The organism is Microbulbifer sp. 2205BS26-8, assembly GCF_030731025.1.
GTDB lineage: Bacteria > Pseudomonadota > Gammaproteobacteria > Pseudomonadales > Cellvibrionaceae > Microbulbifer > Microbulbifer spongiae.
On sequence record NZ_JAVAMR010000046.1, the window covers coordinates 1 to 24,895 of the forward strand.

The window sequence follows — 24,895 nt, forward strand, 5'->3', positions numbered from 1 at the left end:
CTAGTTGGCGTGGTAGGATGGTATTCCCCGGTCAACGGGTATAGCCTCTTTGATCGCCGCTTCGGCCAATAGGCGGTTGGAGTTGAGTGTTGGAATTGATGAATTACTGTTATCGATAATTAATGGAATCTCTGTACAACCAAGAATAACACTATCGCATCCCGCTTCCTCCAGATCACCAATGATATCCTGAAAGTATCGAACAGTTTCAGGCTTGAAAATCCCATAGACTAACTCATGCATAATCAATTGGCCTATGGTTTTTATCGCTTTCTTTGGCGGACGCTGCCAGCTGAGCCCGGCAGTTGCTAACTTTGCCGGATATACATCGCTTTCTACCAGCCACTGGGTGCCCAGTATGCCGGGCTTTTTATACCCGAGTGTTTGTGCTGTCGCAACCACACAATCGCCGATATGGAGCCAGGGCAGGGGGGATTTTTGTACAACATAATCGAAAGCCTGGTGAATGGTATTGTCCGGGCAAACCAGAAAGTCTGCCCCCTGTGCTTTGAGCTTGTTGGCAGAAGAGAGCATCAGGTCGCCAACGCCCCGCAGGTCATTTGCCTCAAGGCATTTCACATAACGGGCCAAAGAATGGGTATGCATGGAGATCTCGGGGTGTGCATGCTCACCGAGGTATTTTCTGCTCTCTGTGCAGATAGTCTTGTAGCAGAGAGCCGCACCCTCGGCGGAGCAGCCAACAATTCCAACATGCTTTGTGTAATGCCGGTTTTTCATACGCTATTTCCTTTTCAACCTGTAAATATAGGTGAGTATTAGGGAATTGTATGGGGTGTGTCCCACCTTGATCGGCTTTCATGGTTTCGCAAATGCTGGTGGTAAGCTTAAGGTGTTTCAAACGGTTTGAAAATGTCTCAGCAGCCGAGAAGATACTGTACCGGTTGGGTTACCAACAGGTGTGCCTGGTTTTTGTTGGCCTGTAGATACCTCGGCTTCAGGTTTCAACGGTAATCGTGTCTCTTACCATCACTGCCTGGTAGCCTGAATTGAGCTATATGGGTGATGCACAGTGATGAGAAGACAGTAGACAAGTTTGTAATGCGCTGCCTTTATTGGCACCAGTGCAGTGTGAAGCAGATCTGAACTGCAAACCGGTAGCAAGTTTGTGCAGTCTCGCATTGCCTGTAGTGCTTTATCAGGCATTTTTTGATGGCGCTAGAATTGCCCCATGATAGAACAGTCTTGGCAGTCAGGATTTTTGACGGTGCTTGGGGTTTTATCGGTAACAGATTGTCTTTTTTCGAACAGGACATCCCAAGGCAGACCGGAAGCCAATCCCGGGTCGAAGATCGCCACAGAGGACGTATCCACAGCATTATCTGCGGGAAAAGCCCCGAAAACACCTGACTACTGCACATTCTATGGTGATATAGCGTAATCGATTACTTTCGCGATCGCTAAGGTAGCGGCATAAACAGCGGATAAAGTGTTAAAAAGCGTGACAGATTTTACTCCCCGATTCAGCTTGCAAAGCGAGGCACTGAACTGTGAGGATTCCAATGTCTGGGCCGTCAGTGACCGGGCCCACAGGTTAGCCAACACCGGGGAAGATGTCATTTTTCTCTGTGTGGGGGATCCCAATTTCGATACCCCTGAGCCCATTCTGGATTTTGCCCGTGCCCGTCTGGGTGTCGGGCGTACGCATTACTCACCTGCCGCCGGTGAGCCCATGCTGCAACGCGCTATAGCAGATATTGAGAGCAAAGTGTCACCACACCCCTGCAATCCCGATGATGTAGTGGTGTTTCCCGGTGGGACTAACGCCATTTATGCCGTGCTTTCCTGCCTGCTCAACCCCGGTGAGGAGATCGTGATCCCCGAACCGATGTATATCGGTTATGTGCCCATCTGCGACAGTCTCAGGCTATCGGTGAAACGGGTGGCCTGCCCGGCAGAAAAGGACTTTGCCTTTGATGTGGAGGCGATCAAGGCGGCCATCAGCGAGCAAACCCGGGTGGTGATGATCAACACTCCGGTTAACCCCACCGGTGCCATGGCGACACCGGGGCAGTTGCGTGCGCTTGCGGCCGATTGTCGCGAACGGGGGATCTGGCTGGTGTGCGATGAGATGTACTCCATGATCACTTTTGCTCGCCGGCATACTTCCCTACGCACCGCGGCGGAAGCGCTGGACAATATTGTCGTGATCGATGGTCTGTCCAAATCCCACGCGATGAGTGGTTGGCGCCTGGGTTGGGCAGTGGCGCGGGGACCTTTGGTGGAGCGACTGGCGCAGTTTGCCGGTGCCACTATTTTTGGCTGCCCGCAGTTTATCCAGGAAGCGGCCGCGTTTGCCCTGGAGTTTGACAGCTACTTTGTCAAGCAGATGCGCGATGCCTACAAGCGGCGCCGGGACCTGATTGTTGCGCGTATTGGCAGGATACCGGGCCTCAACTGCTACAGCCCAGAGGCAGGCATGTTCGTGATGGTGGATGTGTCCGAAGTGGCCGCCTCAGGGCAGGAGTTTGCCGAGGCCCTGCTGGATGCCGAGCGGGTTTCCGTGCTGCCCGGCGCGCCATTCGGCCGGAGTGCAGTGAATCATGTGCGTCTGACTCTCGCGGCAGAGGAGGCAGAGTTGATCCGTGCGCTGGATCGTATTGAGCGCTTTGTTACCCACGGGTGCCGCCAGGTCAGCTGAGCGGACGGCTGTTGAATACGCCCCGGATGCCCTTGCCGAGGCGAGCACTTCTACCCGCGCGAAACAATAGAACAATAGAGTGTTTCAGCCATCGGCGAATACCGCTATCCTTGCCCCCTTTCAGATGCAAAAGAAACCAACTTCGTGAAAATTGACCGGCATAATTTGCGTATTTTGCAGGCACTGCAAACCAACGCCCGTATTAGCAACCTGAACTTGAGTGAACAGATTGGATTGTCGGAGAGTGCTTGTCTGGCCCGGGTGAAGCGCCTGACCAGTGAGCGTTATATCCGCGCGTTTCTTGCAGAGATAAACCTGGACAAGGTGCGCCATGCCGAATTTTATGTGAATGTGGCACTGAAGCGCCAAGATGCGCGGACCAGTGAAAATTTCCGCCATATTATCAATGATATCCCCCAGATTGTTTCCTGTGTGAAGATGTCCGGGGAGTTCGACTATATGTTGCGATTTGTATGTCCGGACGCAGCGGACTTCAATTTGGTATCTGAACAACTGTTGGCCAATGAAGCAGCAGCCATATCCCGTATGACCTCGCATCTTGTGATCGAGAAAACCAAGCGGTTCAATGGATATCCCCTCGAATTGCTCTTCAAAGACTAAATGTCATTTCAGGAACTGGCCCAGTTCCCGTTTTTTAGCATCTACCGGGCAAACACTGCCAACGAATGATTAATAGGGCTTATGGCGGCTAGAGCCTCATATATACTGTAGTCACACTTTAGTCGTGCCGTAGGACAATTTGGGGCCGGTCGCAAGAAGTGTTCGATGACTACGGTTGGAGGGGAATAAGCATTGAGATATTTTGGAAGGATCTACCTGGCTGGCAATGCGTTGATTTTTGCATTTGTGGGTCTGGGGGCATTGCTTTACCCGCAAGCTTTCGCCGCTGCTATCGGAATCACATTCAATACCTCTGCCGCAATGCCTGAATTTCTGGCTACTTATGGCGGTTTTATGCTGGCGATTGCTGTGGTTCTGTTGATTGCACAGGCATTGCGGCGGTATCGCAGAGTGGCCTATGCGGCGCTTTCAATAGCCTACATCGGCTTTGGGCTCGGCCGGTTGTACGCTATGCTGTTCATCAGCGGATTTGACGAGCGCAATCTGCTGTTTTTCTTTTTGGAAGTGGTGATGGTAGTTTGGGGGCTTTTTTGTTACCGTGAATCTCGCTGGCTGCCTCTCCAACACGGTCATTAGTGCATTCCGAAACCATTCGATCCCTTAGATTGTTGGCTGATCGCTACTGAGATATCGCGTCAATTGCGTATAACCGCTGGTATTTCAAAGGGTTGTGCCAGACACCGGCCAGTGGTGGTTTTCACCGATGGGGAGTAAACAATCCAATTTCGCGTAGACTGAAGCCCACAGCCCACAGCCCACAGCCCACAGCCCACAGCCCACAGCCCACAGCCCACAGATTGTGTTCTGGCGCGTTTGGCCGACTGCGGGCTGGATGGGTCAGGCCGGCATATTGGCGCTGCCACCCTGGCTTAAGTTTGTCCGGGCATCGGCTGTTTTCTCCTGCGAAGCATCAGATAGCGTCCCGTCTACTGCCCGGCGAAAAGCGCATTTGTAGTCTTTGAATTCCGTACCCATCCAACGGTCCCACCAGGTGAAGTAGAAACCGTAGTTGCCCTGGAAGCGTTGGTGGTGCAGATCGTGGTGGGTGGTGGTGGTCATATTGTCCAATGGGCCATCCACCCAGTTGCGTGGATGAAACTCACAGCCCGTATGCAGCATGGCGTTGCGAAAAATCATGATAAACACGAAGGATAGCCAGGTAGTGGGGTGCATGGGAATCATCAGGATGATCAGTGGTGAGAAGAGCCCGTTTAGAGCGGCTTCCCCCACAGAAAAGCTATAGGCTGTCCAGGGCGTGGGAGTTCGGGATAGGTGGTGCAGGCGGTGAAAGTGCTTGAATATTTTTGGGTGGTGCATGCCCCGGTGAGTCCAGTAAAAGTATGCATCGTGCAAAAGGATCAGCACCGGCAGGCTGGCAATATTCCACCACATGGGGTAGTCGCTCCATTGCCAATATAATTTTGTTAGCCCCATCTTTTCAAGCAGGCTGATAATGGTGCCAATCACAGTAAAAATACATACGGTCAGCATGGAGAAACTGACTTCGCGGCGTATATCCTTCCATTCCGCCCGGCGCTTTTGAATGCGGCGGCGATGCATCCAGGTACGAAACAGCCAGCCTGCGCAGATACTCATTACAGAGGCTGCCAACACATAGCGAAATAGGGTCAAATGAAAGTGCTTGGCTCCGTATTGGGCCAGTTCCATCAGAAAATCCATACACTCACCATCCATATTGTATTGGGAATGGAGACGTCGTTTTCTTGCTATACAACCCGGCCAACCGATCTGTTTGTGATGACCAATTGGTAGCGGTTGTCCTTAAAACACGAATGAAACTGTCCGAGATTGTCCGAATCTCAACGGCACCCGCCTGACGGCGGCACTATGCCGTACAGCACTGTCGCACAACCCAGTTTGGTTGTTGCGACACCCTATCGGGATATCGTGTCCCACCTTTGTTAGGGGGTTGTATGCAGTGGTGCACTCAGTCTGGAGAGGTTTCCATGATGCGGCTTGCGGAAAGTGAAAAACTTCTAACGGATTTCGAACCCGCAATGATTCAGGTAGGTAACCTTTGCCGACGGTACTCAGTTGGGGTCAGGTTGTGACGGCGCTTGAAGGCTGCATTGAAAGGGCTCAGTGACCGGTAGCCAATATCCAGGGCGATGGTGAGTACCGGCAGGTGGGCCTGCTCCGGATCGGCCAGGCGCGCACTGGCCTCATCGATACGGAACTGGTTTAGATATTCGTTGAAATTGCGATAACCCAGGTGGCGGTTGATCAGGATGCGCAATAGATGCTCACGGGTATCCAGTTGCTCAGCCAGTTCACGAATAGTGAGACCTGTCTGGCGATAGCCCCCGTTGTGCATATGTGCCTGCAGTTTTCTCATTTGTGCTTGCTGCTGCTCATCCGGAGAGGGTGCTTGTGCAGGAGGTGAGATTTTCTCTTCGGCAGGAGTGGCAAATGGGGGCAGGGACTCCCCCAAAGCACTGGGTGAGAGTGCCAACAACCACAGGCAGGCGGCTAGGGAGAGGAGGCTGGCGAGTAGCGCGTGTAAGGTCGGTACCCCATGGGGTACCGGGTGGTAGGTAAACAGGAATTCAGCGCCGATCACGATCAGCATGTAGACACCCACGGCAATGAGCAAAATGGCACGCAGCCGCCGGCGCTCTTCCACCAAGTCGGAGTGGAATTGCCCCAACAGCGTCAGCATGCCGGCACCAACCAGCCCCATGCTCAGTAGTTGGGACAGGTTAAAGAGCAATGTCTGGGCCCCCGAAGCCAGGGAAGAAGGCGCGTATTTCGCAAAAATACTCAATGCAATAGCGAGGCCGATAGGTATCCAGCCCCAGCGAGGGAAGGGCTCCTCCTCTTGGCAAAGCAGGTGGGTAAAGAGCCAGAATGCTGCAGGTACCAAGAAAATCGGCAGGTTAATCAGGAATGCGCCTGCCGAAGGCATTGGCGGTAGGGTGGGCCACAGTAAATAGCAAATGACGCCAACCAGCACCAGTATCAGCCAGCGCCCCGCGGCCAGTCGATGGTGATTCAAAGACACTTTTGCCGCTGCCAGTAACAGCAGGGCACAGGCGCCGCCGGAGAAAAATAAATAACCGGCGGTCATGCCTTATCTCCAGCGTGTTGCCCAGGCATCCAGAACCTTGCTGCTATAGGTATGGCGACCGTAACTGCCATTGTAATAGGCAAGGGCGTTAGCGAGGTTGCCTTTGGCCTTTTCGATGTAGTGTTTGAGAATGGTACAGCCATAGCGCAGGTTGGTATCCATGTTGATCAGGTTGTCATCCGGGCGCCCGATTTCCTTTTTCCAAAAAGGCATGACCTGCATCATGCCCTGAGCACCGACACGGGAAACTGCGTAGGGATCGAAGGCGCTCTCTATCTGGATTACGGCGAGCACGATCTCGGGGCGCAGGCCGGCCCGGGTGGCTTCCCGGTGCACCGCCTTTAACACCTGCATGCGCTCTTTTGGGTCTTTGATGTAGCGGGAAAGCGGCTGGGATTTTGACATCAGCCACACTTCGGCATCGAAGCGATCCACAAAACTGCCTGCCTGGTTGATAGCCTCCTGCAGCGCGAGGCGCAATTCGGGGTCCACCTTCACAGCGGGGCTTTGGGATTCGATACTGCTCCAGGCAAGACAGAGCAGCAGAGCAGCAGTGGCTTTTCTCATCATGTCCGCGAGTTTACGAAAAGCCCGGGAAAATGGGCAGTCCCTTTTTTGACTGGCGGTACTACCCCCTGTCTAGAGTTTTCTTGGGTAAGCGGGGTATCCGGCCCAAACAGCGGCGGGCCGGAATGCAAGTGTCAGTGGTCAATTTTTTCCAGCAGCACTGTCTCCAACTGGGAGAGGGCAAAGTCCTGGGCCTCGCTATCGGCGCGACCCTTGTACTCCGCCACGCCCTTCTCCAGACCGCGATCGCCAATGACAACACGGTGGGGAATACCCAGCAACTCAATATCCGCCAACATGGCGCCGAGGCGCGCCTTGGACTCGTCCATCAGCAGTACATCAATGCCTCTGCTGCGCAGGGATTCGTACAGGTGCTCGCACTTGTCCCTTACCCTATCGCTCTTGTGCATATTGATGGGCACAATGACCAGCTGGAAAGGGGCAATGGCCTCGGGCCAGAGTATGCCGGCACTATCGTGATTCTGCTCGATGGCCGCTGCCACAATACGGGACACACCGATACCATAGCAGCCCATGCTCATCAGCTGCTCTTTACCGTTCTCATCGAGGAGGGTGGCGTTCATGGCGCGGCTGTACTTGTCGCCCAACTGGAAAATATGGCCCACTTCGATGCCGCGCCTGACTTCCAGGGTACCCCGGCCATCCGGGCTGGGGTCGCCGGTGACAATATTGCGCAGATCCTCAATGCGGTCGAGTTTCACATCGCGGTTCCAATTGACGCCTGTGTAGTGATAGTCGTCGCGATTGGCACCACAGATAAAGTCCGCCAGATGGGCGGCAGACCTGTCCACAATGGTTTCAATCTCCATACCCACCGGGCCCAGTGAGCCGATAGTACAGTGTAATTCCTCCGCGATACGCGACTCGGGGGCAAACTGCAATGGGCTGGCGACACCGGCCAGTTTTTCCGCCTTGAGCGTATTCAGGTCGTGATCACCACGCAGTACCAGTGCAAGCAGCGGTGGGGTTTCACCCTGTACACATTCACCCAGAACGATCAGTGTTTTCACGGAGTGTGCCGGGTCTGCCTTGAGAAAGTCACTTACCGCCGGGATAGATTTTTGACCCGGGGTATACACCTCCTGCATCTCGCAGCTCGGCTCGGGCCGCGCCCCCCCAGGGGCGACAGCCTCGGCCAACTCCACATTGGCGGCGAAGCGGGAATCCGTGGAGAAGGCGATATCGTCCTCACCGCTCTGCGCCAGGACGTGGAACTCGTGGGAGCTTGAGCCGCCGATAGCGCCGGTATCCGCCAGCACCGGGCGGTAGTCCAGGCCAATGCGCTCAAAGATGCGACAGTAGGCGTTGTACATGACATCGTAGGTTTCCTGTAGGGAATCCGCGCTGTCGTGGAAGGAGTAGGCATCCTTCATGGTGAATTCACGCGCGCGCATCACGCCAAAACGGGGACGAATCTCATCGCGGAATTTGGTCTGTATCTGGAAGAAATTGGCCGGTAGCTGCTTGTAACTGTTGACCTCGTTGCGGATCAGGTCTGTGATCACCTCCTCGTGGGTTGGTCCCAGACAGAAAGCATTGCCGTGGCGATCGCGGATGCGTAGCAGCTCGGGGCCGTACTGCTGCCAGCGCCCGGATTCCTCCCACAACTCGGCTGGCTGTACCACCGGCATCAACACCTCCAGGGCACCGGCGCGCTCCATTTCCTCGCGGACGATACGCTCGACTTTGCGTAACACACGCAGCCCCGTGGGTAACCAGGTGTAGAGGCCCGACGCCAAACGGCGGATCATGCCTGCGCGCAGCATCAGCTGATGGCTGATGACCACGGCATCGCTGGGCGTTTCTTTTTGGGTTGCAATGAGGTAGCGGGATGCGCGCATAGGAATTAACTGGACTGTATTGGCTGTAGACCGGGCATTTTACGCTATTCGCCGGGCAATAAATATTCCTGGGGCGGTTTTGCACTAACGTGTGTTGCCTGCAATAGGTCGCGATGGTTACTGGGTGGAACTGGCAATCCCGCTGTATGGTCCGGGAATAAAAAACCCCGCTTATGCGGGGTTTTCAGCTTTCGGATCGGCGGGGAATCAGGACTCGGCCATCTCCTTCAGTTTCTTCAACGGACGCACCTTCACCTGAATGCTCGCCGGTTTGGCCTTGAACATGGTCTCTTCGCCAGTGAAGGGATTGATGCCCTTGCGGGCCTTTTTAGCTGGTTTCTTCACCGTGGTGATTTTCAGCAGGCCCGGCAGGGCGAATTCGCCAACGGCACGCTTCTTGATATGGCCTTCGATAATGTCGCCTAATTCATCCATAACGGACTGGACCTGTTTGCGGGACAGTTCGGTATTTTCGGCGATCTGGTTCAGAATCTGGGTCTTGGTGTACTTCTCCTTGATAGCCTTTACTTTCTTGGCCAGTGCGGCTTTCTTAGCCGGAGCCTTTCTGGCAGCGGCTGTTCTGGTAGCAGCTTTCCTGGTAGCCATGGCTGGTTTCCTTCTTTGTTGTTCGGTGTAAGTCTGGTAAGTGTGTTTCTACTCCCGCTGCACTGCGTCCAAAAACGGTGGTCTCAGCGGGTGATAACGGGAAGTATATATAGTTTTTGCAGGACCGTACGGGAAAATACTAGAAAAATAGTGTTTTTCTGCATTTTATAACCCTTGTACCGGCCTTCGGGGGCCTCCTGGCTAGCCGAAAGGGCGGAGCGGCTTCTTCCCTCTGAAGGGCTCATGTATACTCTGTTCCCTTTTTACAAGCACCGGGTACTGAGTAATGCCGATCTATGAATACCAGTGCACTGCCTGCGGCCACGAGATGGAGGCGCTGCAGCGCATAAGCGATAACCCGCTCAAAGATTGTCCAGTTTGTGGCAAAACCGAGCTGAGCAAGAAAATCTCTGCGGCTGGGTTTCGCCTGAAAGGGGGGGGTTGGTACGAGACCGACTTCAAGACGGGCAGCAAGAAAAACCTGGCCGGCGATGCAGCCAACAGTGGCAAGGCCAAGGGCGACAAAGCTGCGAAGACGGCCTAGACCCGCGATGTGTACGCTCAGGTAACCATTTCACCATCGATAACGGGAATTTTATCCATGCGCAGCGACTACTGTGGCGTTCTTCGTTCCGCGGACATTGACCGTATAGTGACCCTCTGTGGCTGGGTCGATCGCCGCCGCGACCACGGCGGTGTAATTTTCATTGATCTGCGCGATCGAGAGGGTATCGTTCAGGTAGTATTCGACCCGGATGCCGCCGAGCATTTTGAGTTGGCCGATAGCGTGCGCAGCGAGTATGTGCTGAAGGTCACAGGCCGGGTGCGCGCCCGCGCTGCGGAGGCCTTGAATCCCAATATGGCTACCGGCGAGGTAGAGGTCTATGGGACCGAGCTGGAGATTCTCAACAGTGCCGAAACCGTCCCTTTTCAACTGGACGAGCACATTGAGGTGGGGGAGGACGTCCGTCTCAAATACCGCTACCTGGATCTGCGCCGCAACGAGATGCAGCACAATCTGCGCTTTCGTTCCAGGCTCACTACAGCGATCCGCAACTATCTGGATACGCATGAATTTCTCGATATTGAGACTCCGATCCTCACGCGCGCCACGCCGGAGGGCGCGCGCGATTATCTGGTCCCCAGCCGCACCCACGAGGGCAAGTTCTTCGCCCTGCCGCAGTCCCCGCAGCTGTTCAAGCAGCTGTTGATGGTGTCCGGTTTTGATCGCTACTACCAGATTGCCAAGTGTTTTCGCGATGAGGACTTGCGCGCCGATCGCCAGCCGGAGTTTACCCAGATTGATATCGAGACCTCTTTCCTGAGAGAAGAGGAGATCATGTCCATCACCGAGGGCATGGTGCGGACGCTGTTTAAGACGTTGAAGGGGGTGGAATTGGGGACTTTCCCCCGTATCACTCACTACCAGGCCATGTTGCGCTATGGCTCCGACAAGCCGGATCTGCGTATTCCTCTGGAGATGGTGGAAATCAAGGACCTGATGACCGAAGTGGAGTTCAAGGTATTCTCAGGGCCTGCCAGGGACCCGAAAGGGCGCGTGGCCGCTATCAGGGTGCCCGGCGGTTGCGATCGGCTGACCCGCAAGCAACTTGACGATTATGGCAAGTTTGTCGGCATCTATGGCGCCAAGGGGCTCGCCTATATCAAGGTCAACGCGCGCGCCGACCTGGAAAACGGGCTGCAGTCGCCTATTGTAAAATTCCTGCCTGTCGAAACCCGCGCTGCTATTCTCGACCGCCTGCAAGCGCAAGATGGCGATATCATCTTCTTCGGTGCGGACAAGGCCAGGATAGTGTCGGAAGCCCTTGGTGCACTGCGCTGCAAACTGGGCCAGGACCTGAATCTCTATACCAGTGAGTGGGCCCCCCTGTGGGTGGTGGCTTTCCCGATGTTCGAGGAAAATGAGGACGGCAGCCTCACCGCGCTGCATCACCCCTTTACCGCCCCTTCCTGTACCCCCGAAGAGCTGGAACAGAACCCATTGGGTGCTCTGTCCTGCGCCTATGATATGGTGCTTAATGGCACCGAGCTAGGTGGCGGCTCCTTGCGTATTCACGATCGGGTGATGCAACAGGCGGTGTTCCGTACCCTCGGTATCAGTGAGGCGGAGCAGCGCGAGAAGTTCGGCTTCCTGCTCGATGCCCTCAAGTACGGCGCTCCTCCCCATGGCGGTCTCGCTTTTGGTCTGGATCGCCTCGTGATGCTGATGACCGGCAGTGATTCCATCCGCGATGTGATCGCATTCCCGAAAACCCAGAGTGCCGCCTGTGTCATGACGGATGCTCCGGGTACGGTTGATGCCCGGCAGTTGCGCGAGTTGAATATCCGCCTGCGCCAGAAAGAAGAGAGTATCCGCTGATTTTCCCCGGTGGGCTCAGCGAAACAAGCCCGCCAATTTACGCTGTGGACAATGTGTGTTGCCCACTGCCCACTCCGCGCACAGACGAAGAGAGACGAGGATGGCCGGACATAGTAAATGGGCCAATATCAAGCACCGCAAAGCGGCCCAGGATGCCAAACGGGGCAAGGTATTCACCAAAATTATCCGAGAGTTGACCGTGGCCGCCAAGGCGGGTCCCAACCCCGATGATAATCCGACACTGCGCGCCACCATTGATAAGGCCCTCGGTGCCAATATGAAACGCGACACCATTGATAAGGCCATTGCCCGCGGCGCCGGCAATACCGATGGCGAACACTATGAGGCGGTGGTTTATGAAGGTTACGGTGTCGGCGGTGTGGCGGTACTGGTGGAATGCCTCACCGACAATCGCAATCGCACTGTGGCGGAAGTGCGCCATGCCTTCTCCAAGCGCGGTGGCAACCTGGGTACTGATGGTTCGGTGAGTTATCTTTTTTCGCGCAAGGGGCAGCTGTACTATGAGGCCGGAGTCGATGAAGAGACGCTGATGGAAGCGGCCCTGGAGGCGGGTGCCGAGGATATTGAGACTAACGATGACGGCAGCGTCGAAGTGACCACGGAATTCCAGGACTACCTCTCAGTCAAGGATGCACTGACTGAAGCCGGGTTTATGCCGGATAGCGCCGAGATAGCCATGATACCCTCTACCACTATAGCGCTGGATAAGGAGGGCGCAGAAAAAGTGCTGGCACTGGTCGAGATGTTGGAAGACCTGGACGATGTGCAAAATGTTTACACCAATGCGGATATTCCCGTTGAGGTGATGGAGGCGCTTGGCTGAGGACTCGCTCCCCCAGGGGGCAGACGCCATTCTGCCCTGGCGTTTCCCGGCGCATCCGATGTTCACCCTTGACGCTTTCTCCCCGCCTTGGGACACTCCCGTTACTATATAAACATACAGATCTTGAGGGAGCTGCCTTTTGACCCGGATCCTGGGAGTTGACCCCGGCTCAAGAAAAACAGGCTATGGCATTATCGATGTGAAGCGCAGCAGTGCCCGCTATGTGGCCAGCGGCGTGATCCGTATCCCAGAGGGCCCTTTGCCCCAGCGTCTGAAATTGATTTTTGATGCAGTGAGCCAGATTGCCGAGCAGTACCGGCCCGTGCAAATGGCTATTGAAAATGTATTTATGTCAAAGAGTGCCGGTTCCGCACTGAAACTGGGGCAGGCCCGTGGCGCCGCCATTGTGGCCGGTACCCACTGGGGCCTGGAGGTGGCTGAATACGAGGCGCGCAAGGTCAAGCAGGCAGTGGTCGGCAACGGTGCTGCAGACAAACTACAGGTGCAGCATATGGTCAAAACCCTGCTGTCGCTGCCAGCTTCTCCGCAGGAGGATGCCGCTGATGCCCTTGCCGTGGCTCTGTGTCATATGCATACGGGGCGGCTCCCCGCACTTGCGGGCGGCGCTATGCCCAGCCGCTTTCGCAGGGGCCGGTTCAGTGTTTAGGTGTGTTTATAGAGAGCGCCTCACACCCACGGATGGAAAATCAAAAAACTGGAATAACATATGATCGGAAGATTGAGCGGAACCCTGGCTGAGGTGCGGCCGCCATTATTGTTGGTGGACGTGCAAGGGGTGGGCTATGAGGTACTCACGCCTATGACCACTATTTTCGAGCTGCCCTCCCTGGGGCAGCCGGTGCAGCTGCATACCCATCTGGCGGTATCCGAGACAGTGCAACAACTGTATGGTTTTCTCCGGGATGCCGAGCGCAAACTGTTTCGCACCCTGATCAAAATCAGTGGTGTGGGTCCCAAGTTGGCTTTGGCCATTTTGTCGGGCCTGGATGGGGCTGCCCTGGCCCACTGTGTGGCGGAAGACAATGTGGCAGCACTGGTGAAGGTGCCCGGTGTGGGGAAGAAGACCGCCGAACGCCTGATTATTGAACTGCGTGACAAGTTGACACCGGACTTTAATGACGCCAATGATATCCCGCTGGTTCCGGCCACTGCGGCGCCTGAGGTGAATCATGTCAGTGAGGCTGAAAGTGCCCTGGCGGCACTGGGTTATAAACCCGCGGAAGCCAGCAAAATGGTGGCTCGGGCCGGCAAGGAGCAGCCGGATGCCGACAGCGCGACCCTGATCCGCCTGGCACTAAAGGGAATGGTGCTCGCTTAATCTGGAGCTGTTTTCATGATCGAAGCCGACCGCCTGGTGGCGCCCCAGTCTATGGGGCCCGCAGGCCAGGAAGAGCAGTATGATCGCGCTGTACGCCCCAAAACCCTGGCGGACTATGTGGGCCAGCCAGTGGTCTGCGAGCAGATGGAGATCTTTATCCAGGCCGCCAAGCTGCGCAAAGAGGCCCTGGACCATACTCTGGTATTCGGTCCGCCGGGCCTGGGCAAAACCACCCTGGCCAATATCATCGCCACGGAGATGGGGGGCGCTATCAAGGCTACCTCCGGCCCGGTACTGGAGAAGGCGGGTGACCTGGCGGCGTTGATGACCAATCTGGAGCCGGGCGATGTCCTGTTTATCGACGAGATACACCGCCTGAGCCCCCATGTGGAAGAGGTCCTGTACCCGGCCATGGAGGACTACCAGTTGGATATCATGATTGGTGAGGGTCCGGCGGCCCGCTCCATCAAGCTGGACGTGCCGCCTTTTACCCTGGTGGGTGCCACTACCCGGGCGGGTCTTCTCACCTCCCCCCTGCGGGACCGTTTCGGCATAGTGCAGCGACTGGAGTTTTACAGTGTTGAGGATTTGACCCGAATCGTGCGCCGTTCCGCGGGCCTGATGGGGGTGGGCATGGACGAGGGCGGTGCCCTGGAGGTGGCGCGGCGTGCCCGCGGCACTCCGCGGATCGCCAACCGCCTGTTGCGCCGGGTGCGCGATTACGCGGAGGTGCGGGGCGATGGCTCGGTGGATTCGGCGATCGCCGATGCTGCCCTGAATATGCTCAATGTGGATGCCAGGGGCTTCGACCAGTTGGACCGGCGCATGTTGCTGGCCATGATTGAGAAATTCGATGGTGGCCCGGTCGGCGTAGACAGCCTTGCCGCTGCGGTGAGTGAGGAGCGGGACACGCTTGAGGACGTGCTGGAGCCTTACCTTATCCAGCAGGGCTATATTGCCCGCACACCGCGGGGGCGGGTGGTGACCGGGCTTGCCTATGAGCATTTCGGCTTGCCGAAACCCGACAAATAAAACGCAAAGGGGGAGGGGTGAACGGGGCTTTCAGTATTCCTGTGCGGGTCTATATCGAGGATACGGATGCAGGCGGTATCGTCTACTACGTGAATTATTTGAAGTATATGGAGCGGGCGCGCACAGAACTGCTGCGTTCGCTCGGCTATGATAAGCCGGCGATGCCGCAGCAGGGGTTGCTGTTGGTGGTGCACTCTGCGGAGATCCGGTACCGCTGTTCCGCCAGGCTCGATGATGCATTGCGCACAACTGCGGCGATTGGCAAACTGGGGCGTGCTGCGGTGACGTTCGAGCAAAAAATCTGGCGTCAAAATGAGCTAATTTGTGAAGGTGTGGTCAAAGTTGCCTGTGTCTCCGACCACAACCACAAACCCTGTGCCCTGCCGGGGCCCATTTTTTCAGCATTAAAGGCAGTAATTTAAGAAGATGAACGCCGGTGAACAACTTTCCCTGTGGGGACTCATTCAGAACGCCAGTCTGCTGGTACAGCTTGTGATGTTGCTGTTGTTGCTGGCCTCGGTGGTTTCCTGGGTCATGATTATCCAGCGAGGCCTCTATCTGTCCCGGGCCAAACAGGCTCTTAATGGTTTCGAACGCCGCTTCTGGTCCGGTGCCGATTTGAACAAGCTGTTTCGCGAGGGCAATGAGCGTGCCGAACGGAGTGAGACAGACGGGGTGGAGTCCCTGTTTCGGGCCGGTTTTACCGAGTTCACCCGCCTGCGCCAACAGGGCAGTAGTGGCCCCGAAGCGGTGATGGAGGGAACGGAACGGGCCATGCGTGTGGCCATGTCGCGGGAGCAGGAAAAAGTGGAGATGAATCTGCCATTTCTCGCTACCGTGGGCTCCGTCAGCCCCTATATCGGCCTGTTCGGTACTGTCTGGGGCATCATGAATTCTTTCCGCGGTCTCGCCACTATGCACCAGGCTACCATTGCCACGGTAGCGCCCGGCATTAGTGAGGCCCTGGTGGCTACGGCCATGGGTCTGTTTGCGGCGATTCCGGCAGTGATAGCCTATAACCGCTATTCCGCCAAGGCGGAGTGGCTGCTGTCCAGTTACGAAACTTTTGCCGAGGAATTTTCCTCGATTCTGCACCGTAAAGTGCATTCCGGCTAAGTGGTGAGCAGGCGAATCCTATGAGTGTGTTTCGCAAAGGCAGCAAGAAAAGGCTGGTATCTGAAATCAATGTGGTGCCCTATATCGATGTGATGCTGGTACTGCTGATCGTGTTTATGGTCACGGCACCACTGCTGATGCAGGGGGTCAAAGTGGATCTTCCCAGCGCGCCCTCGGCGCCGATGGAAGAGCCGGACGAGGAACCGCTGATTGTCTCGGTGCGCGCCGATGGTACCTACTACCTGAATCTGGGTACTGATGAGAAGACGGCCAAGCCACTTCCGGAAATCAAGGATACGGTGGCCAAGGTGTTGCGTCAAAAGCCAAAAACCCCGGTTCTGGTATGGGGTGATACCGATGCCGATTACGGTTTGATTGTCAATGCCATGACCGAATTGCAGCGGGCCGGAGCCTCCAGTGTCGGTTTGGTTACCGAGCCACCTCAAGGGTAGGTGCCGGTGAAGACAGGCGCTTACCCACTGGCAATTGTGATCAGCCTACTGTTGCACGGGACCCTGATTGCGGTCATCGCTTATGGCTGGGAGGCCAGTCGCAGGACTGAACACAAGCCCATGCCACAGTTTGTACAGGCCAGGCTGGTGACAGTTGAGGCAGTTACGCCCAAGAAGAAGTTACCCCAAAAGGTGGATAAGATACAACAGCGTGCCCAGCGAGAAGCGCAGCAGAGGCAGCAGGCAGAGATTGAGCGCAAGCGCCGAGCCGCACTGGAGCGCAAAAAGAAACAGGCAGCTGAGAGGAAGCGCCAGGCGAGAATCGAGGCAGAGCGCAAGGCTCGGGAAGAGAAAGCGCGCGAGGAAAAAGAGCGCAAAGAGAGAGAGCAAAAGGAAAAGGAGCGCAAAAAACGGCTGGAGAAAGCGCGCCAGAGTTCTTTTGACGAAGCGTTGCGGGAGGAAGAGGAGCTGCTGGAGGCAAACGAAGGTGAGCAGGCGGTCATGTCCGTGGCCCAGGCGATTCAGCTGCGCATAGAGTCTGTATGGAGCCGTCCACCGAGCGCTCGCAACGGTATGCGCACTCTGGTGCAAATCAATTTTGTGCCCACCGGAAGAGTGGTGGCCGCCAATATCTTGGAGGGCAGTGGCAACGCGGCACTCGATCGCTCGGTGCTCACTGCCATTCGCAAGGTGGAGGTTTTTCCCGAAGTGGCTGAACTGGCCCGGGAAGAGCCGGTCGTATTCGAGCGTGAAGTACGCAAAACTATGTTGAACTTTATAGTCGAAGATCTTCGCCAATGATCAAGAGCTTACTAAAAACCCTCGTCGCTATTGTTATCACATCTGCCTGCCTGGAGGCACGTGCCCAACTGGTTGTGGATATCACCAGCGGTATTGATGATCCTACACCCATTGCGGTGTCACCGTTCAGCTGGTCCGGCAGTGGTGTTCTGCCCGAGGATGTGTCCGGTATTATCTCTGATGATCTGCGCCGCAGCGGGCTGTTCGCCCCGGTGCCCAAGGCGGATATGTTGTCCTTCCCCAAGGCGCCAAAAGATGTGGTGTTCCGGGACTGGCGCATTTTGGGCACTGAATACATCGTTACCGGTCGTGTTGAACCCCAGGCCTCCGGTTATCTGCTGACTTTCGACCTGATGAATGTCTTTGGTCAGCACAAGATGTTTACTCGCCAGGTGCGGGGAGGACAAACTCAGCTTCGGGATATCGCGCACCGCGCTGCTGATGAAATATTTGAGGCGGTGACCGGCATTCGTGGCGCCTTTTCCACAGAAATGGTGTACGTGCGGGAAGAGACCCGTGGCGGTAAGCCCAGCTATGTGCTGATGCGTGCGGATATTGATGGTGCCCGTGCCCGGCCTATCCGCCGCTTCGATGCCCCGGTGATGTCCCCCATGTGGGCCCCCAACGGTCAGGAGCTAGCTTATGTCTCTTTTGAGACCGGGCGCCCGGCGATCTTCCGCGAAAACCTGCGCACCGGCGAGCGCCAGCAGTTAACCAATTTCAAGGGTCTAAACAGCTCTCCGACCTGGTCCCCTGATGGAACCAAATTGGCTATGGTGCTTTCCAAAGATGGCAATCCGGAAATCTACGTACTGGATTTGGCAAGTGGTCAATTCACCCGTATGACCAGACACTTCTCCATTGATACCGAGCCAAACTGGATGCCCGATGGAAAATCGCTGGTTTTCACATCTGATAGGGGAGGAAAACCACAAATTTATCAATTGACTCTTGCCACTGGTCAAGTGGACCGCTTAACCTTTGATGGCGACTACAATGCGCGACCACGTATTTCTCCTGATGGGAAGACGCTGGTCATGGTGCATCGCAATCGGGGAACCTTTACCATCGCTACGATGGATATCGATTCGGGCAGGATGCGTGTCCTTACGGAGACCACATTGGACGAATCACCCAGCATCGCGCCAAATGGGGCTATGCTGATGTACGCGACCAAACTTGGCGACAAGGGCATTTTGGCTGCGGTGTCGCTGGATGCCGGGGTAAAATACAACCTGCCTTCTGAAAGGGGCGATGTCCGCGAACCGGCATGGTCGCCGTACGTTGATTGAGACAGGATGTCGGGCGCGTTGGTGGTGCAGGGTGTTTAAAGACTATTAAGACTTTTCAGGATCTTTGAAAATATTAAAAGTGGAGTAGCTTCTTATGTTGAAATCAGTAAAAACAGGTCTTGGCTTGGCCTGTGTTTTGGCGGTAATGGCTGGCTGTAGCAATACCGACACTACAGGAAGTAGCGAGCAGGTGGCCGGCCAGGTTGATAACAACCTAGTGGAAGAAACGACGACTGTGGTGGATATCGAAGAGGTTCCGGTGGCACCTCTGGAAAATGTGGTTTACTTTGATTTCGATCAGTCTCTGTTGAAGCCGGAAACCCGTGAGCTGCTAATTCTTCACGCAGACCGCATGCGCGGCACTACGAACCCTGTGCGCCTGGAGGGCCACGCCGATGAGCTTGGCACCCGTGAGTACAACCTGGCGCTGGGTGAGCGTCGCGCCAATGCCGTGCGGGACTTTTTGGTGCTGCAGGGTGTAGACGGGGCGAATCTGGAAGTGATCAGCTATGGTGAAGAGCGCCCCGCTGAGATAGGTTCCAGCGAAGCTGTCCGCGCGATGAACCGTCGTGTTGTTATTAACTAATCGTAAAAATGGATGCCAATGGCTTTAACGATTAGAAAACTGGCGATTGCTGCAGCTGCATTATTGGTGGCATCGCCGGTATTCTCCCAGGTTCCGGTAGTGGACTTGTCTGCCAGCAGGGAGGAGCGTTCTTCATCCTCCGATGACATCAGCACCCAAGGGCCAAAGCTCGCCCGCAGTACCACTACAGGCTCCCGAACCAAGACCAATCCCCAGGCTGAACTCTACTACCAGATGCAGGTGCTACAGCAGGAAGTGCAATCATTGCGTGGCACAGTGGAAGAGATGCTTCACGAGATTAAACGTCTCAAGCAGCAGCGTACCGAGGATTACATGGACCTGGACAGGCGTATCACACGCTTAAGTGGCACGACGCCGTCGGCCGAAGCCGATGACGGCACTTCAGCCCGGGATGACTCTTCAGTATCCTCGATGCCCCGGGAGGCCAAAACCGGTGGCAATGAGCGCGATCGCTATCAGGCCAGTTTCGGGTTGGCGCGCAATGGTGATTACGGTGGTGCCAGTGCAGAATTCAAGCGACTGCTGCAAGACTACCCCAACGGCCAATACGCCCCTAATGCCAACTACTGGCTGGGCGAGATAGCACTGGTCCAAGGTGACCTGGAAGAGGCCCGCGAATGGTTTGTGGCACTGCTCGATGGCTACCCCAATTCCAGCAAAGTTTGGGATGGTCGCTACAAACTGGGGACTGTGTATCATCAGTTGGGAGATCAGCAGAAGGCCCGTGCCCTGCTTGAGCAGGTTGCAGCCAGTGATGCCAGGGCTTCAAATCTGGCGCAGAAATATCTCAAGGAAAACTTCCAATAATGGGACTGAAGCATCCAGCACCGCTGGTTTTTTGAACAGAAAAAGTCTATGATCCCGCGCCCGGATGGCATCTGCCCTTCGGGCGTTTTTGTGTTGGGTGTGTATGACCAGTCTGTCCAAAGAATCACTCAGAGTAAGTGAAATTTTTTACTCTCTCCAGGGGGAAGCCCGTGATAGTGGGTTGCCGACGGTATTTGTGCGCCTGACCGGCTGTCCGTTGCGCTGCACTTACTGCGACTCCGAATATGCTTTTTATGGCGGCGAGCGTATGGCCCTGCAACAGGTATTACTGCGCGTGCGAAGCCACCCGGCACACCATATCTGCGTGACCGGCGGTGAGCCCCTGGCCCAACCAAACTGTTTGCCACTACTGGAAGCCCTGTGCAATGAGGGCTATTCCGTAACCCTGGAAACCAGTGGTGCCATGCCGGTGGACAGTGTGGACAGCCGCGTTTCCAGGGTGGTTGATTTGAAGACTCCGGCATCTGGTGAGCAGCACCGCAATCGCATGGAAAACCTACAAGTGCTCACGCGACACGATCAGGTTAAATTCGTGATCTGTAACCGGGAAGACTATGGTTGGGCCAGGTTTACCCTTGACCAGTATCGTTTGTCAGAGCGTGTGGGTGAGGTGCTCTTCTCACCCAGCTATAAGCAACTGGGGGCGCGACAACTGGCGGAATGGATACTGGAGGATGGCCTTCCGGTGCGTTTGCAGATACAGCTGCACAAGTTACTGTGGGGAGACCTTCCGGGGGTTTGATCGGCCTGATGAATCGCGCGGTACTACTTGTGTATTGGTCAATGGAGAACAGATGACAGCAAAAAAAGCAGTAATTTTGCTATCCGGTGGCCTGGATTCCGCCACTGTGCTCGCGATGGCGCGCTCTGATGGCTATGAATGCTACGCTTTGGGTTTTAACTATGGTCAGCGCCACGCATCTGAACTACTGGCGGCCTCGCGGGTAGCAAAGAGCCTGGGCGCACGAGCGTACAAACTGGTTGAGTTGGATTTGCGTGCCATCGGTGGTTCTGCCCTGACCGATGACGCTATTGCTGTTCCCGAAGAGGAGACTGCAGGTATCCCGGTTACCTATGTGCCTGCGCGCAATACCGTGTTCCTTTCTATCGCTCTGGGTTGGGCTGAAGTTTTGGGGGCTCAGGATATTTTTGTGGGTGTTAACGCCGTGGATTATTCCGGTTATCCGGACTGCCGTCCTGCTTATATTGATGCCTATGAAAAGATGGCCAATCTGGCCACACGTGCGGGTGTAGAGGGCCGCAGATTATCCATCCTGGCACCATTGATGAGTATGAGCAAGGCGGATATCGTGCGTGAAGGTATACGTTTGGGGGTGGATTATAGCTTGACAGTATCCTGTTACCAGGCCCGTACCGATGGTGCAGCCTGTGGGCGCTGCGACAGCTGTCGCTTGCGCGCGGCGGGATTCGCCGGTGCGGGCCTTGAGGACCCGACAATCTATGCGCAGTGATGATCACTCGGCACTATTTTTCACATGAAATGCCTAACTTCTTAAATTTGTTGGTTTTTTTTAAATTGGGTATTGTCTTTTCACAGAAGATCCGTAAGATACGCGTCTCCTTGTGAGGAGACGCGAAAAGGGTCGTTAGCTCAGTTGGTAGAGCAGTTGGCTTTTAACCAATTGGTCGCTGGTTCGAGTCCAGCACGACCCACCAAATAAAGTGTTGAAAATCAAATACTTGCAAGAGCAGAAGAGCGGCATCAACTATGTTGATACCGCTCTTTTTCGTTAAAGTGTCAACGCGAATTCAGCAAATCCGGCTCTGAACCTTAGTTTTCTTTTTATCTGTATCAGGAATAAAGGTCAGTTTTGGTGGCTGGAGAGCCGATCTCGTAATGCCCGCAGGATGCTGAAAAGACCGAGCTGCATTTCCGGGCTAAGTTCGAGGGGGGTTCCTGGCGATAGCATCATGGATAGAAAGTCCAGCTGGCGGACAGCTTCATCCAGGCTTTCCATCAGTGATAAGTGCTCAGGGTCATGTCCGAAGCGGTGCTCGTCTTCATGCAGGAAACGGATAGTTTCACCGGTATCCGCATTCTTCATGTACAGACCTTCGCCATTATCGTAGTAGTGCAATAGCTGCTGCTGAGTGACCCACAGGATGTGGTCGTCGTGCTCGTTAAAGATGGGTTGGGATTTTTTGCGCTTGGCCATGATAGGCTTCTTTTGTTCATTTCTACATGATGGTTAGGGCGCCGAGAGGGTAGAAACCTGCAAAAGGATCAGGCCCGGTTGATTCCCCCGAAGGGTATTCTATTCCCCGGCCTCTCGGCATAACTCACAAATTTCGGGCACAAAAAAGCCGCTGTAACGGCAGCGGTTTATACCCGCCTTTTGTAAGAGGTTTCTACGCCTCAAGGCCGACTGTAGTAGCAGAATCGAGTGCAGTCAAGCTGTAATGAGCATCAAAGAGCAATAGAGGGCATTTAAAGGGGGTCGGTAGATTCTTACGAAACTATCCCACAGCAGCTATTGCACATCCTTTACACGGGTAAAACGCAAGCGCATCTTTTCGGGAGTGCTACGCAAAGGATCTTTTTCCACATAGCCTATTGTGACACCGTCCGTGCTCATCAAGGACATGATCCCGCCCTCGTCCAAGTATTTCAATTGTTTTTTGGTAAGCAATATCTCGTTACTGGTATCTAGGGCCTGTTAACACTAAATCTTGTATAATCGTGGGATGAAAATTTCTACACAAGAATTCAAAGTTATCAAAAAATTGCTGCCAATCCCGCGTGGCAACGTAAAAACATCTAATTTAGAAGTGCTAAACGCGATTCTCTATGTTGCCGAACATGGATGTAAGTGGCGCGGTCTTCCGCAGCGCTTTGGTCGTTGGCACAGCATTTATATGCGGGCGAATCGATGGGCCAAGCAGGGCGTATTGGATCGAGTGTTTCTCGCACTACAGGAAAATGATGTGATCAATATTCAAGTGGATCATGTATCTCTCGATTCTACCGCTGTAAAGGTGCATCCAGACGGCACAGGTGCGTTAAAAAAACGGTCCTCAATCTATCGGCAAATCACGAGGAGGCTGGACCACCAAAATTCACATGGTCGCAGTGGGTCCCAACCAGGCCGTGGCTTTTTCCCTTTCTCCAGGGCAAGCAGGTGATGCACCTGAAGGCCGAAAGTTGCTGAAAAGCCCAGAGAACTGCGGTTGGGGGGCACTAAAGTGATCATGGACAAAGCCTATGAGGGCGATGAAACCAGACAGTTGGTATTTGATCTTGGCATGGAACCCGTAGTGCCACCCAAAAGTAACCGACTAAGCGTTTGGGATTATGACCGAGAAGTGTACAAAAAACGAAATGAAGTAGAGAGATTGTTCCGACGGCTCAAGGGTTTCAGAAGAATTTTCTCTCGCTTTGACAAACTGGATGTGATTTTCAAGTTCTTTGTTCACTTCGCACTGATTATCGATACACTAATTAGTGTGAACAGGCCCTAGTAGCCATGGTTTATACTGCTCTATCTGATTAAGGGAATAATGCCGCCATCAAGGCGCCTAGTTGGTGCGCTCTCTGCAATAATAAAAGCAAAAAGGCATGCGTAAAAGCGTTTGAAAAATAGGGCGTCCGATGGAAGGTCGAGTACCCGTCAGAGGCCGCTAGTTTAGCTTGTCCTCGATGATTCGCACAAATGCTAAGGGCTGCACCGTCAACAAAGGCCAAGGAAGACCTTTGTCAAATCAGAGCTTACGGCACATGCCCGCAAACCCTGCACATAAAACAAAAGTATTAACATACTTCATTTGCGGCTTCAAGGGGGAGGATTACCTCTCGTTTAATGTCCCTCGGAAAAGCCACAACTATAGTTGTGTTCCTATGGAAAGCAACCAATAACAGGGTCAGTAAAACAGTCTGAAAAAGGAAAGCCGGGAGCACAAAAGTAGAAACCGGTAGAGTCGTCATATAAACATTTGTGCTCACGTAAAATAGGTCCTCGTTGCAGAGTTTTGGCTGTTTCCATTATAGATCTGTCTAATTCTGACGCTATCATTATGCCGGGTAGGAATGGAGTGAGGGCTTGGGCGCCAAATAATGCAAGTATACTATAAACCTCTGTAGCTGTAGGTCCATAGCTAAGCGCATCATAATTAAATGAAGCTAGGCCTTTATTGGTAAAAACCAAACTGTTAATAAATATTTCTCTCTCTACTTCCGATAGGGCAACCAAGGGAGTATTTTCTATCGGCGCACTAGCTAAATAGGTTTGTAAGTCTACTTGGTTTTTTATTGGGGCTAGCAGTAGATTCGTAGCTTTATTTTCTTTCCAGGCTTCTTCCTTATATTGCAGTTTTACATTGTCTTCAGAAAGTGCTTGTTGAAAAAATAAAATTAATAGAAGTGCAGTTATTGTACCAATTAATTTTTGTGGTTTCATGGGGGTTCCTTTTATTAATTAAATTATATTTGATATCCTTAAAGACTAATGAGTCTTTTATATTATATCCTATTATTATGCGGAAATATATTTTTTACGAGTTTTAGCTAAGCCCATTACTAGGGTCTGTTCACACTAATTAATGTATCGATAATCAATGCGAAGTGTACAAAAAACGAAATGAAGTAGAGAGATTGTTCCGACGGCTCAAGGGTTTCAGGAGGGTATTCTCTCGTTTTGACAAACTAGATGTGATTTTCAATTTCTTTGTTCACTTCGCACTGATTCCAGTCTTCACTCCAATCGAACTGGAATGCCTCTCCGGGCACAAATCGCAGCGGCACATACGCCTGCTTGCCAGCAGT

Annotated in this window: 26 protein-coding genes, 1 tRNA gene and 2 pseudogenes; 21 read left to right on the plus strand and 8 right to left on the minus strand. The window is 54.1% G+C overall.

What is annotated here, in order from left to right; genetic code table 11:
- Window positions 1–738 carry an aspartate/glutamate racemase family protein gene (locus Q5Y71_RS13455; protein WP_306042633.1) on the minus strand — a complete coding sequence of 246 codons (738 nt, stop codon included), beginning with the start codon at window positions 736–738 and terminating at the stop codon, window positions 1–3.
- A 721-nt stretch (window positions 739–1,459) separates the two neighbouring features.
- Between Q5Y71_RS13455 and Q5Y71_RS13460 the strand changes: the two genes are divergently transcribed.
- The 3 genes from Q5Y71_RS13460 to Q5Y71_RS13470 all read left to right on the plus strand — a co-directional run bounded on the left by Q5Y71_RS13460 (window position 1,460) and on the right by Q5Y71_RS13470 (window position 3,877).
- Entirely contained in the window at window positions 1,460–2,659 is a 1,200-nt protein-coding gene (locus Q5Y71_RS13460; RefSeq protein WP_306042634.1) for a pyridoxal phosphate-dependent aminotransferase, read from the plus strand.
- Between the two features lie 144 nt (window positions 2,660–2,803).
- Window positions 2,804–3,280, plus strand: coding sequence for an Lrp/AsnC family transcriptional regulator (locus Q5Y71_RS13465; RefSeq protein ID WP_306042635.1), 477 nt, complete (start codon window positions 2,804–2,806; stop codon window positions 3,278–3,280).
- Window positions 3,281–3,472: 192 nt separating this feature from the next.
- Window positions 3,473–3,877, plus strand: a complete 405-nt coding sequence (locus Q5Y71_RS13470) for a DUF4345 family protein (protein WP_306042636.1) — start codon at window positions 3,473–3,475, stop codon at window positions 3,875–3,877.
- A 261-nt stretch (window positions 3,878–4,138) separates the two neighbouring features.
- Here Q5Y71_RS13470 and Q5Y71_RS13475 read toward each other — a convergent pair whose 3' ends face one another.
- From Q5Y71_RS13475 to Q5Y71_RS13495, 5 genes are all read right to left on the minus strand, one after another.
- Window positions 4,139–4,981: a sterol desaturase family protein gene (locus Q5Y71_RS13475; RefSeq protein WP_306042637.1), complete on the minus strand. Its 843-nt coding sequence runs from the start codon at window positions 4,979–4,981 to the stop codon at window positions 4,139–4,141.
- Window positions 4,982–5,324: 343 nt separating this feature from the next.
- A complete protein-coding gene (locus Q5Y71_RS13480) occupies window positions 5,325–6,389 on the minus strand; it encodes a helix-turn-helix domain-containing protein (RefSeq protein ID WP_306042638.1) in 1,065 nt (354 codons plus the stop codon).
- A gap of 3 nt (window positions 6,390–6,392) precedes the next feature.
- Window positions 6,393–6,959 carry a lytic transglycosylase domain-containing protein gene (locus Q5Y71_RS13485; protein WP_306042639.1) on the minus strand — a complete coding sequence of 189 codons (567 nt, stop codon included), beginning with the start codon at window positions 6,957–6,959 and terminating at the stop codon, window positions 6,393–6,395.
- A gap of 131 nt (window positions 6,960–7,090) precedes the next feature.
- Window positions 7,091–8,818 (minus strand): proline--tRNA ligase, encoded by a 1,728-nt coding sequence (locus tag Q5Y71_RS13490; protein WP_306042640.1) that lies wholly within the window; start codon window positions 8,816–8,818, stop codon window positions 7,091–7,093.
- A 207-nt stretch (window positions 8,819–9,025) separates the two neighbouring features.
- Complete coding sequence (locus tag Q5Y71_RS13495; protein ID WP_306042641.1) at window positions 9,026–9,424, minus strand: HU family DNA-binding protein; 399 nt, start codon at window positions 9,422–9,424, stop codon at window positions 9,026–9,028.
- A 286-nt stretch (window positions 9,425–9,710) separates the two neighbouring features.
- Between Q5Y71_RS13495 and Q5Y71_RS13500 the strand changes: the two genes are divergently transcribed.
- The 16 genes from Q5Y71_RS13500 (at window position 9,711) to Q5Y71_RS13575 (ending at window position 21,792) form a co-directional block, all read left to right on the plus strand.
- Window positions 9,711–9,968 (plus strand): zinc ribbon domain-containing protein, encoded by a 258-nt coding sequence (locus tag Q5Y71_RS13500; protein WP_306042642.1) that lies wholly within the window; start codon window positions 9,711–9,713, stop codon window positions 9,966–9,968.
- Window positions 9,969–10,025: 57 nt separating this feature from the next.
- Window positions 10,026–11,804, plus strand: coding sequence for an aspartate--tRNA ligase (gene aspS / locus Q5Y71_RS13505; RefSeq protein WP_306042643.1), 1,779 nt, complete (start codon window positions 10,026–10,028; stop codon window positions 11,802–11,804).
- A 100-nt stretch (window positions 11,805–11,904) separates the two neighbouring features.
- Window positions 11,905–12,648 carry a YebC/PmpR family DNA-binding transcriptional regulator gene (locus Q5Y71_RS13510; RefSeq protein WP_301414939.1) on the plus strand — a complete coding sequence of 248 codons (744 nt, stop codon included), beginning with the start codon at window positions 11,905–11,907 and terminating at the stop codon, window positions 12,646–12,648.
- 139 nt (window positions 12,649–12,787) lie between these two features.
- Window positions 12,788–13,315, plus strand: coding sequence for a crossover junction endodeoxyribonuclease RuvC (ruvC, locus tag Q5Y71_RS13515; protein WP_306042644.1), 528 nt, complete (start codon window positions 12,788–12,790; stop codon window positions 13,313–13,315).
- A gap of 60 nt (window positions 13,316–13,375) precedes the next feature.
- A complete protein-coding gene (gene ruvA / locus Q5Y71_RS13520; protein WP_306042645.1) occupies window positions 13,376–13,987 on the plus strand; it encodes a Holliday junction branch migration protein RuvA in 612 nt (203 codons plus the stop codon).
- 15 nt (window positions 13,988–14,002) lie between these two features.
- A complete protein-coding gene (gene ruvB / locus Q5Y71_RS13525; RefSeq protein WP_306042646.1) occupies window positions 14,003–15,019 on the plus strand; it encodes a Holliday junction branch migration DNA helicase RuvB in 1,017 nt (338 codons plus the stop codon).
- Window positions 15,020–15,036: 17 nt separating this feature from the next.
- On the plus strand, window positions 15,037–15,441 hold the full coding sequence (gene ybgC / locus Q5Y71_RS13530; protein ID WP_301414935.1) for a tol-pal system-associated acyl-CoA thioesterase: 405 nt from the start codon (window positions 15,037–15,039) through the stop codon (window positions 15,439–15,441).
- 4 nt (window positions 15,442–15,445) lie between these two features.
- Window positions 15,446–16,135 carry a protein TolQ gene (gene tolQ, locus Q5Y71_RS13535; protein ID WP_301414934.1) on the plus strand — a complete coding sequence of 230 codons (690 nt, stop codon included), beginning with the start codon at window positions 15,446–15,448 and terminating at the stop codon, window positions 16,133–16,135.
- A 20-nt stretch (window positions 16,136–16,155) separates the two neighbouring features.
- Window positions 16,156–16,587: a protein TolR gene (tolR, locus tag Q5Y71_RS13540; RefSeq protein ID WP_306042647.1), complete on the plus strand. Its 432-nt coding sequence runs from the start codon at window positions 16,156–16,158 to the stop codon at window positions 16,585–16,587.
- A gap of 6 nt (window positions 16,588–16,593) precedes the next feature.
- Complete coding sequence (locus Q5Y71_RS13545; RefSeq protein WP_306042648.1) at window positions 16,594–17,388, plus strand: cell envelope integrity protein TolA; 795 nt, start codon at window positions 16,594–16,596, stop codon at window positions 17,386–17,388.
- Window positions 17,385–18,680, plus strand: coding sequence for a Tol-Pal system beta propeller repeat protein TolB (gene tolB / locus Q5Y71_RS13550; RefSeq protein ID WP_306042649.1), 1,296 nt, complete (start codon window positions 17,385–17,387; stop codon window positions 18,678–18,680). The genes Q5Y71_RS13545 and tolB overlap by 4 nt, the downstream gene beginning before the upstream one ends.
- A gap of 94 nt (window positions 18,681–18,774) precedes the next feature.
- Complete coding sequence (locus tag Q5Y71_RS13555) at window positions 18,775–19,266, plus strand: OmpA family protein (protein ID WP_306042650.1); 492 nt, start codon at window positions 18,775–18,777, stop codon at window positions 19,264–19,266.
- An 18-nt stretch (window positions 19,267–19,284) separates the two neighbouring features.
- The gene (gene ybgF / locus Q5Y71_RS13560; RefSeq protein ID WP_306042651.1) at window positions 19,285–20,094 is read left to right on the plus strand and encodes a tol-pal system protein YbgF; all 810 of its coding nucleotides are present in this window, start codon (window positions 19,285–19,287) and stop codon (window positions 20,092–20,094) included.
- A gap of 103 nt (window positions 20,095–20,197) precedes the next feature.
- On the plus strand, window positions 20,198–20,857 hold the full coding sequence (queE, locus tag Q5Y71_RS13565; RefSeq protein ID WP_306042652.1) for a 7-carboxy-7-deazaguanine synthase QueE: 660 nt from the start codon (window positions 20,198–20,200) through the stop codon (window positions 20,855–20,857).
- A 52-nt stretch (window positions 20,858–20,909) separates the two neighbouring features.
- Window positions 20,910–21,587 carry a 7-cyano-7-deazaguanine synthase QueC gene (gene queC / locus Q5Y71_RS13570; RefSeq protein ID WP_306042653.1) on the plus strand — a complete coding sequence of 226 codons (678 nt, stop codon included), beginning with the start codon at window positions 20,910–20,912 and terminating at the stop codon, window positions 21,585–21,587.
- A gap of 129 nt (window positions 21,588–21,716) precedes the next feature.
- Window positions 21,717–21,792, plus strand: a tRNA-Lys gene (locus Q5Y71_RS13575).
- A gap of 149 nt (window positions 21,793–21,941) precedes the next feature.
- Here the strand turns inward: Q5Y71_RS13575 and Q5Y71_RS13580 are convergent.
- Complete coding sequence (locus Q5Y71_RS13580; protein WP_306042654.1) at window positions 21,942–22,292, minus strand: hypothetical protein; 351 nt, start codon at window positions 22,290–22,292, stop codon at window positions 21,942–21,944.
- A 529-nt stretch (window positions 22,293–22,821) separates the two neighbouring features.
- On the opposite strand from Q5Y71_RS13580, the pseudogene Q5Y71_RS13585 reads away from it, so the two are divergent.
- Window positions 22,822–23,595, plus strand: a pseudogene (locus tag Q5Y71_RS13585) (IS5 family transposase).
- A 374-nt stretch (window positions 23,596–23,969) separates the two neighbouring features.
- Here Q5Y71_RS13585 and Q5Y71_RS13590 read toward each other — a convergent pair.
- Window positions 23,970–24,530, minus strand: coding sequence for a hypothetical protein (locus Q5Y71_RS13590; protein ID WP_306042655.1), 561 nt, complete (start codon window positions 24,528–24,530; stop codon window positions 23,970–23,972).
- Between the two features lie 161 nt (window positions 24,531–24,691).
- Between Q5Y71_RS13590 and Q5Y71_RS13595 the strand changes: the two are divergent.
- Window positions 24,692–24,817: pseudogene (locus Q5Y71_RS13595) on the plus strand (IS5/IS1182 family transposase); the annotation flags it as partial.
- Window positions 24,818–24,895: the final 78 nt, after the last annotated feature.